Origin of the sequence: Sphingopyxis sp. (genome assembly GCF_036402335.1) — a bacterium.
In the GTDB taxonomy this organism is placed as follows: Bacteria; Pseudomonadota; Alphaproteobacteria; order Sphingomonadales; family Sphingomonadaceae; genus Sphingopyxis.
The window spans coordinates 1-8,409 of record NZ_DASWTD010000087.1 but is presented as its reverse complement, the minus strand read 5'-3'; the positions used below and the strand labels follow the sequence as shown (position 1 = coordinate 8,409).

Here is an 8,409-nt window from a genome sequence, read left to right as displayed (position 1 = left end):
GACGAAACTTAATGCAATACGAGTTGAATTATCAATTTGAATATATAAAAATGGGAGGAGGGTGACTCGGCGCCCGAGACGGGAGCGGTACGATGGCAGGCGGAAACAGGCTCGAGGGCAAGGTTGCCATCGTCACGGGCGGCGCCTCGGGCATCGGTCTTGCCACCGTCGAACGCTTCGTGACCGAGGGCGCAAACGTCATCTTCTGCGATCTCGACCCCGGACAGGGCAGCGCGCTCGGATCGCAGATCGGTAATGTTGCGGCCAGTCTTCATCACGCGAGGCGCGCGCCCGGCGGGCCCAATGACGGCTCTGCGATCGCCGAGCGTCTCGGAAGCAGCGCCCGTTTCATTGGCTGCGACATCACCGATGCATCGTCGCTCGGCGGGGTGTTCGAAGCGGCACACAGAGACTTTGGAGGTCTCGACATACTCGTCAACAATGCGGGGGTCGGTGGGGGCGAGATCAGCATCGAGCAATGCGACGACGCCTTGTTCGACCGAACGATCGCGGTGAATCTGAAAGCTGTCTGGCAAGGCATGAAACTGGCCTTCCCGCTGCTGCGCGCTCGCGGCGGCGGATCGATCGTGACGACGTCCTCGATCTCTGCGCTGCTCGGAATGCCGGGGCAGGGTGCCTATGGCGCGTCGAAGGCTGGCGTCCTGCAACTGACCCGCGTGGCGGCGATGGAAGGGGCGCGTGACCTGATCCGGGCGAACGCGGTCTGCCCGGGGGGCATCGTGACGCCGATCATCTACGACAGTCCGCTGATGAAGGACGGTTTCGGCATAGAGGCGGTCGAGAAGGGACTCGCCGCGTCGCAGCCGCTTCCCTTGGCTGGCCAGCCCGATGACATCGCAAACGCGATCCTGTGGCTCGCATCGGACGAGAGCCGCTTCGTCACTGGCCAGACCCTGTCGGTCGATGGCGGCCTGACGGCGGAGTTCGATTCGAAGCACCGCAAGCCGCTGAGTGGGAACTAGATTCTATTGGTGAATATAATACTATACGAATAGAATTTTATTCGATACCAAGTGCTATCGGACGAAGATCCGAAAATGGGATGACGAGCCTTCGCCATTGGCGAAGAGCATCGGAAGGGAGAGTTTATGCGCCTGGCTAAGCTGATTCTTTTGTCGACCGTGCTCACCGGATTTGTGCCCGTGGCGCACGCGCAAAGTGCGGACACCGCGCCCGTCGATGAGGATTCTCGAACCTACCGCGACAGGGAAATCGTCGTCACGGCGCAGAAGCGGACCGAGCGTCTCAATGATGTTGCCGAAGCGGTTACGGCTTTCACCGCAGAGACGCGTGAGATTATCGGTATTTCGGACCTCGGGGATATGGCCCAGTTCACGCCGGGGCTGAGCTACAACGCGGGTTCCGATCGCGTCTTCCTCCGGGGAATCGGTCGGCAAACCAACACGGCGGGCAGCGATCCGGGCGTCGCAACCTACGTCGACGGCATCTATGACTCGGCTACAACGTCGATCGCGGGTAGCGACTTCTTCGTCGACCGCGTCGAGATTCTTCGCGGTCCGCAGGGCACGCTTTACGGACGCAACTCGATAGGTGGCGCGATCAATGCGATCTCGAAGCGTCCGACGCCCGAGTTGTCGATCGAAGGTCGCGCGACGGTCGCAAATTATGACGCCTATGCGATCCAGGGCGCGGTATCGGGCCCCGTCACCGATGGTCTGCGCGTGAAGCTCGGCGGGAGCTGGGCGGACCAGAACAAGGGCTACTTCCGCAATATCGCCGGCGGACGTAGCGAAGGCGGCGTTGCGGAAGGCTATTATATCGAGGGCCAGGCCGAGCTCGATCTGGGACCGCAGGCGACGTTATGGCTGAAGGCGACGACGACGCGCGCCAACCAGCGCCCGCGCTCGCTCAATTCCGACACGCCGTGGGACTATGCTCCTTATGCAAGCGGCGCGCTGACGCCTTCGTCGCAGTTCGGCTTCCTGACGGCCGGCTATCAGGCACTGGGCCCGGCGACGAGCAATCCCGGCGTCGACGATATCCGGGAAATCTCCGTCGATACCGAGTCACGCGCACGCATCCGCGGGGCGTTCAGCGTGCAGGGCCAACTCGACGTCGAGCTCGAGCCCTTCGATATTCGCATTCTCGGGGGCTACCGCGAGATACGCTATGACTCGATCACCGACCTCGATGGCAGCAGCATGAAATCGTACAGCTTCCCGCTGGCGACGGGGGCTGCCTGCGGCTTTATCCCGGGCTGTACGCCGCTCACCGTCAATCCGTCGGCGACTTTCGGCTATGTCGAGAATCGCTCGTTCGGCAGCGCCGAAATCAACTTCCTGTCGAAGGGAGATGGACCGCTGAACTGGATTGCCGGCCTCTATTATTATGGCGAAATCCTCGATCAGGAAACGCATTACGGCATCCCCGAGCAGGCGCAGATGAAGGCGCCTGCCAATGGCCCGGCTAACCCCACTGGCGACACGGTTTTCGCGGGCACAAACCTCGAAGCCGCGTCCTATGCCGCGTTCGGGCAGATTGACTGGGATGTGAGCAGCACGGTGCGCCTGACCGGCGGGCTTCGCTACTCGATCGATGAAAAGCGCGCGATCGAGAATCTCCGCGCGGTCTGCCTGGGCTGCGCTGCCGGGCTGACGGCGGACCAGCTCGGTTCGTTCACCCCGGCGCTCGACATTACCTCGTCGATCGTTTCCTTCCTTCCGGCCGACGGGGTCGTCAGCGCCACGACGATCGGTCCGGCGACCGGACAGGCGCGGCGCGTGCTCGACGATACGTGGAAGAGCTTTAGTGGAACCGCGGGCGTTCAGTGGCGCCCCTCGGAGGACAGCCTTGTCTACGCAAGCTACAGTCGCGGGTACAAGTCGGGCGGCTTCAACGCAGGCGGCCTCACCGCCTCGCCGCGGACGGGCTCGGAGCATGTCAACGCCTACCAGGTCGGCGCGAAGCAGGGTTTCGGCCGCGTCCAGCTCAATGTTGCGGGTTATTATTACGATTATCGGGGTCTGCAGATCCCGCTCAGCATTCCGACCCCGCTCATCGATCTCACCGGCTTCTTCAATCTCGAGAAGGCGAAATCATGGGGCGCCGAGGTAGAGGCGAGCTGGCAGCCGGTCGATGGCCTGCAACTTCTTTTGAACTACGCCTATGCGGATTCGAAGATCAATTCGTGCTGCTATTTCGACGGCGCGGATCCCACGGCCAGCGCTCCCGGTGCCCAACCTTCGGGGCCGGTGGTCGGTACGCGCCGGTTCCAGTCGCTTGACGGCCAGGAGCTGCCGTTCCAGCCGCGGCACAAGATCGCCGCGAACGCTAACTATACGTTCGACATCGGCCCCGGAGCCGTAACGCTGTCGGCCAGCTACAGTTGGCGTGACAAGATGTGGGCAAGCGTGTTCAATCGCAGCTATTACCGTATTCCAACTTCCGAAAGCGTCGACCTTCGCCTGCTGTGGACCGGGAAGGATGATCGTTATCGCGTTATCGTCTTTGCGAAGAATCTGCTCGACAAGACCAATTACGACAATATCGGCGGGCTGCCGGGATCGAGCGTTGCGACGCCCTATGTTTTGCCACTGGTTCCGGGATATTCGGTCAATCGCAGTGTCGGCGTCGAAGCGCCGCGCACCTATGGCGTCCAGCTCTCGTTCAAGATCTGAGCAGCCATCATGAAGAATTTGCCCTCATAGCGCCACGGAGCGATCAGGATGGGGTTTGACGTTTCTCGAGCGATCGCCTGAAATTCGCCAGCCCGGCGAGGCTGCGGGTCAGGGTATCGGCTGCATCGGCCTTCGCGTCATAGCAGGTAAGGCCGAGCGGGCCGCAGTAGCCCATCTCGAGTAAAGTCGACAGCATCGCAAAGTCATGTTCGCCTTCGCCGAAGGCTGCGGGGGCACCGGCCTTGGCCGCGCCCAAGTTTACCGCTTTCAGGCTGGAAAGCATCGACACCACATGCGAGCGAAATTCGGGGGCGTCGGCATGGGCGTGATGGAAGTTATAGACGATCCCGACATTCGGCCTGCGTGCCGTGGCGACAATTTTGCAGAGCGACGAAGGCTGCGCGAACCAGCCATCATGATTGTAGAGCGCAACCGAGCAACCGAGTTTCGAGGCGCGGTCGGCGAGGCGCGATACGGCCTCGCAGGTAAGGTCGAGTTTTTTGCTCTCGACCCATTCATCGATGTCATGGGGGTGCATGAGCGTCGTCCAGAGCGCGAGCCGCAATTCGTTGCGCTCGATGAATCCGAACAGGATATCGAGATGGACATCGTTGAGCGGGACAAGCGAAATCGGCACCCAGAGGGCCGTCGCGACGATACCCCGGGCGATCGACGCCGATAATTCCTGATCCAGCGTGCCGAGCTGCGCATAGCGCCATTCGATCGCGATACGACGAAGACCCCGCCGGTGGAGCATTTCCGCGCGGGCTTCGGGATCACGGCGCACGAGATCGTTCCGAACGGCACCCCATGCATGGCGCGGAGCTGCGTCGAGCCTGCCCAGAAGATCGTTTGGCGACTGTTCTGCGCCGATCCGCGCCCGCGGAGAGACCGGATCAGTTTTCATCATGGTCGGTGAGCGCGCGCGCCATCAGCAGCGCGCCTTCCAGTCCGGCGTTTTCAAGAGCGGCGCGGCGAAGATAGATAGCGGGTTCGAGGGCGCCGACGGTTCCGTAGCCCCGGAGGTGCAAAGCCAGCGCGTCTCGCGTCCGTTCGAGAAGATCCCGCTCCTGGAGTACGCCGCCTCCGACGACGATGCATGCGGGGGACCAGGCGAGAGTGATGGTGGTGCAAAGCTGCGCCAGATAGTCGGCCGCGAGATCGAGAAGCTCGGGAGTCTTTGCAAGGCTGGCGGTGCCGGCAAGCCTGCGGGCAAGCGCCGGACCTGCGATCAATCCCTCCGCGCAGTCGGCATGAAAAGGGCATGTGCCGGCAATGTCGTCACCCGGCGCCCGCGCAAGCCTGACGTGACCGATCTCTGGATGGGGCGACCCCTTGAAGGTGGTGCCGTCGATCGCAAGGCCTCCGCCAATGCCGGTCCCGACCGTCAGATAGGCAACAATCCGCGCACCTCTTCCCGCGCCGATGGCCTGTTCGGCGAAAGCCGCGGCATTGACGTCGGTGTCGACGACGATCGGTGCCTCCAGTTCGCTTTTGATGGCGCCGACAAGGTCGTAGCCGCTCCAGCCGGGCTTGGTCGTGGCAAGCACCTTCCCGTAGGAGGGATGAGATGGGTCGATGCCGACCGGGCCAAAGCTTGCGATGCCCACGGCCGCGAGCCTCCGCCCGTCTGGGACGAGCGCGCGAATGGCCCTTGTGAGACGTGCGACCGATGCGCCGGGCGATCCGGTTTCGAAACGCCCTTCGCCCAGCGTCTCGCCATCCGCGACGGCCACGCGGTATAGAAGCTTGGTGCCACCGGTTTCGATCGCGGCGATGATCGGCGCACCGGTCATAGAGGACGCGGTCGTGGCGGGCGCGATCGCACTTCGATGGCGACCTTCTCCCGTGCCGACCGGTCGACGGCAAGGATCGTTTCAAGGATATGGAAGGCGAGTTCGGCATCGGCTCGCGGAGGGCGGCCCTCGGCGATCGCGATGGCCATTTCGGCGACCCCCAGCCCGCGCGGCCCGCCCAGCGGTGCGTAGGCCATATCGCGCGGCGATTCCTCGCCCTGTCCGGGGCAGGACTGCCAGGCTCCGTCGGCGAGGCTATATTCGGCCTTTTCGGGTGCGAGATATCCCCCGATGAAGAAATTGGCGTCGGGGCAGGCAAGACTTCCCTTCTCGCCATAGATTTCGAGCGAAGGGCGGCGATGCTTCCAGACATCCCACGATATGGTGAAGGCGATGTTCGCCCCGCTCTCCATCAGCAACGCACCATTGACACTGGTCGCGACGTCGACGGGGATCTCGCGCCGGGGGCCGGGCCGGCTCGTCACCGTCCGCGTCGCAAAGGGCATCGACGCAAGGGCGGTTACCTCGGCGATCGGGCCGAGCAGATTGACGAGCTGGGCCAAATAATAGGGCGCGACATCGAGCATCGGGCCGCCGCCTTGAAGATAGAAAAATTCCGGCGTCGGATGCCAATATTCCATCCCGTGCGATGCCATCGTCAACGACCCGCCGACGGGCCCTCCGATCAACCCTGCATCAATGGCACGCCGCGCTGCCTGATGCGGCTGCCCGAACCACGTGTCGGGCGCACAACCGAGCGCGAGGCCCTTGTCCGAGGCGAGCGCGATCAGATCGCGCGCCTCGTCGAGGCTGTGGGTGAGGGGCTTCTCGTTATAGAGATGCTTGCCGGCTTCGAGTATGCGGCGTCCGATCGCGTGATGGACGAGCGGCGGGGTCAGGTTGACGACGATGTCGATCTCGGGGTCGGCGAGCAACTCTTCGATCGACATCGCCACGCCGCCATAGAGCTCTGCCTGTGCGGCGTTGGTCGCATGATTGCGCCCCGAGCAACCTTTCAGCTTCAGGAACGGGGAGTCATTGATCGTGCGAAGATAGACGTGACTGATATTGCCGCAGCCGATGACGCCGACGACGGCGGGACGATTTGCCGATCCCGCCGCCTCCACCAAGGCGAAGCTCATCGCCGACTACTCGACATTCTCGTAGTAGGGCATGACGACCTTTTCGCCGTCGTTCTTTGCCGCACCGTCGGCGGCGGGTCTGGACTTTGGCTTCTCGCCCGGTTTGATGCCGACCATATTCATCGTGACCGGGTTGATCACCGTACCGTCGATCCGGACGTTGATGCAGCTCGGCTTCCCGCCTTCAAGGGCGTTCTTCATTGCAACGGCGATCTCTTCGATCGTCTCGGCGCGATAGGCCGTGCCGCCGAACGCCTCGGCGACCTTTTCATAGGCGCTGTCGGCGAGTTCGACGATCGCGCGCTTGTCCGGGCCATAGATCAGGTCCTGACCGTTTTGTGACATGCCCCAGCAGGCGTTGTTGAGGACGATGGTATGAACGTTGAGGCCGTGACGGACCATCGCGTCGAATTCCTGGATATGGAAGCCAACCCCGCCATCGCCCGCGAAGAGGAAAACCGGGCGATCCGGGAAGGCCCGTGCGGCCCCGATCGCAAAGCCCTGTCCGACGCCCAGCGTCCCGAGATAGCCGGTGATGTGGAACGACCCGGTGCCCTTGGGGCGGATATGGTCGCGGACCCAAACCGAGGATTCGCCGCCGTCGCAAACAATAACGGCATCCTCGGGCAGCGCCTCGGCCAGCGCCTTGCACGCGTGAAACGGATGGAGCAGGCCTTCGGGGCTTGTCGCCGGGACTTCGAGCCACTGCTGGTGCGGAATGACGCGTGCAGTCCTGAGTGTCGCCGACCATTCGGGGCGATCCGGCCAAGTCCGGCTCTTCGCGGCTTCGGTAAGCGCCAGCAGTGTCTCGCGACAATCGGCCATGATCGCAAGATCGATAGGTCCGCCACGGCCGGGCTCGCCGCCGTCGATATCGATCTGCGCAATCTTTGCACCCGCGGGCAGGACCCCGTACCGGCCGCCGGTGAACAGGCCGACGCGTTGGCCGAGCAGAACGACGACGTCGGCAGGCGCCCCGATCGCTGCTGCGATCGGCACGCTGACCATGCTGCCGCCATAGAGGGGATGATCCTGCGGCATCAGGCCTTCGCCCTTCATGCCGGTGGTGACCGGAATGCCGGTCGCTTCGGCGAAGGCGAGCAGCGCCTCGGCGCTGCGTGACAGCGTCGCCCCGCCGCCCGCGATGACGACCGGGCGTTCGGCCGCCTGGAGGAGGTCGATCAGCGCCGCGACCTGCGCGGCATTCGGGGCCGGCGCGCCTTCGGTGAGCGCGAAATTCGCCAATCCGTCGATCCGCGGCGGGGCCGCAACCGGCGTGAACATGACTTCGATCGGCACTTCGAGAAGCACGGGCCCCGGCGTTCCCGTCATCGCGCGGCGGATGGCCTGTTCGACGATCTCCGGAATGCGCGCGCCATGACCGATCCGGTAAGCCCATTTCGTGACGTGGCTCGCAGCGGCAATCTGGTCGATCCCACCCTGAAGCGTGTTGAGATCGCCTTCGCGGGTCGACGGCGCGCCGACGATGAAGACGACCGGCATGCGGTCGAGATAGGCATTGGCGACCGCGGTGTAAGCGTTGGTGAAGCCGGGCCCGGCCGTCAGCACCGCGACGCCGATCTTGCCCGTCGCGCGGGCATAGGCCTCGGCGGCATGGCCGGCCGAAGCCTCGTGGCGCGTGTCGGTCAGGCGAATGCCATGGTCGCGGCAGGCGATCAGAAAGGCGTCGAGATGACCGCCGTGGAGCGAAAAAACCTCTTCAACCCCTGCGACCTGCAATGTGCGGGCGATCAGTGCGCCCCCGGTGACCTGGTTCATCTGTTCATTCCCCTATCGGATTGTCTGAAATGA

6 protein-coding genes are annotated in these 8,409 nt (G+C 63.5%); 2 read left to right on the top strand and 4 right to left on the bottom strand.

Annotated elements, in window-relative coordinates; translation table 11 throughout:
• Positions 1-92 precede the first annotated feature (92 nt).
• Together VGD20_RS02645 and VGD20_RS02640 are read left to right on the top strand one after the other, a co-directional pair.
• Entirely contained in the window at positions 93-983 is an 891-nt protein-coding gene (locus VGD20_RS02645; RefSeq protein WP_331132961.1) for an SDR family NAD(P)-dependent oxidoreductase, read from the top strand.
• 126 nt (positions 984-1,109) lie between these two features.
• A complete protein-coding gene (locus tag VGD20_RS02640) occupies positions 1,110-3,659 on the top strand; it encodes a TonB-dependent receptor (protein ID WP_331132960.1) in 2,550 nt (849 codons plus the stop codon).
• A 43-nt stretch (positions 3,660-3,702) separates the two neighbouring features.
• Here the strand turns inward: VGD20_RS02640 and VGD20_RS02635 are convergent, their stop codons facing one another.
• The 4 genes from VGD20_RS02635 to VGD20_RS02620 form a co-directional block, all read right to left on the bottom strand.
• Entirely contained in the window at positions 3,703-4,446 is a 744-nt protein-coding gene (locus VGD20_RS02635) for a sugar phosphate isomerase/epimerase family protein (protein WP_331132959.1), read from the bottom strand.
• A gap of 109 nt (positions 4,447-4,555) precedes the next feature.
• A complete protein-coding gene (locus tag VGD20_RS02630) occupies positions 4,556-5,455 on the bottom strand; it encodes an ROK family protein (protein WP_331132958.1) in 900 nt (299 codons plus the stop codon).
• On the bottom strand, positions 5,452-6,597 hold the full coding sequence (locus tag VGD20_RS02625; RefSeq protein WP_331132957.1) for a Gfo/Idh/MocA family oxidoreductase: 1,146 nt from the start codon (positions 6,595-6,597) through the stop codon (positions 5,452-5,454). The genes VGD20_RS02630 and VGD20_RS02625 overlap by 4 nt, the downstream gene beginning before the upstream one ends.
• A gap of 6 nt (positions 6,598-6,603) precedes the next feature.
• Complete coding sequence (locus tag VGD20_RS02620) at positions 6,604-8,376, bottom strand: thiamine pyrophosphate-binding protein (RefSeq protein ID WP_331132956.1); 1,773 nt, start codon at positions 8,374-8,376, stop codon at positions 6,604-6,606.
• Positions 8,377-8,409: the final 33 nt, after the last annotated feature.

What these genes read in the sequence shown, in the direction of transcription:
- VGD20_RS02630 (WP_331132958.1), bottom strand. Translation starts at nt 5,455, where the DNA reads ATGACCGGTGCGCCGATCATCGCCGCGATCGAAACCGGTGGCACCAAG.
- VGD20_RS02625 (WP_331132957.1), bottom strand. Translation starts at nt 6,597, where the DNA reads ATGAGCTTCGCCTTGGTGGAGGCGGCGGGATCGGCAAATCGTCCCGCC.
- VGD20_RS02640 (WP_331132960.1), top strand. Translation starts at nt 1,110, where the DNA reads ATGCGCCTGGCTAAGCTGATTCTTTTGTCGACCGTGCTCACCGGATTT.
- VGD20_RS02620 (WP_331132956.1), bottom strand. Translation starts at nt 8,376, where the DNA reads ATGAACCAGGTCACCGGGGGCGCACTGATCGCCCGCACATTGCAGGTC.
- VGD20_RS02645 (WP_331132961.1), top strand. Translation starts at nt 93, where the DNA reads ATGGCAGGCGGAAACAGGCTCGAGGGCAAGGTTGCCATCGTCACGGGC.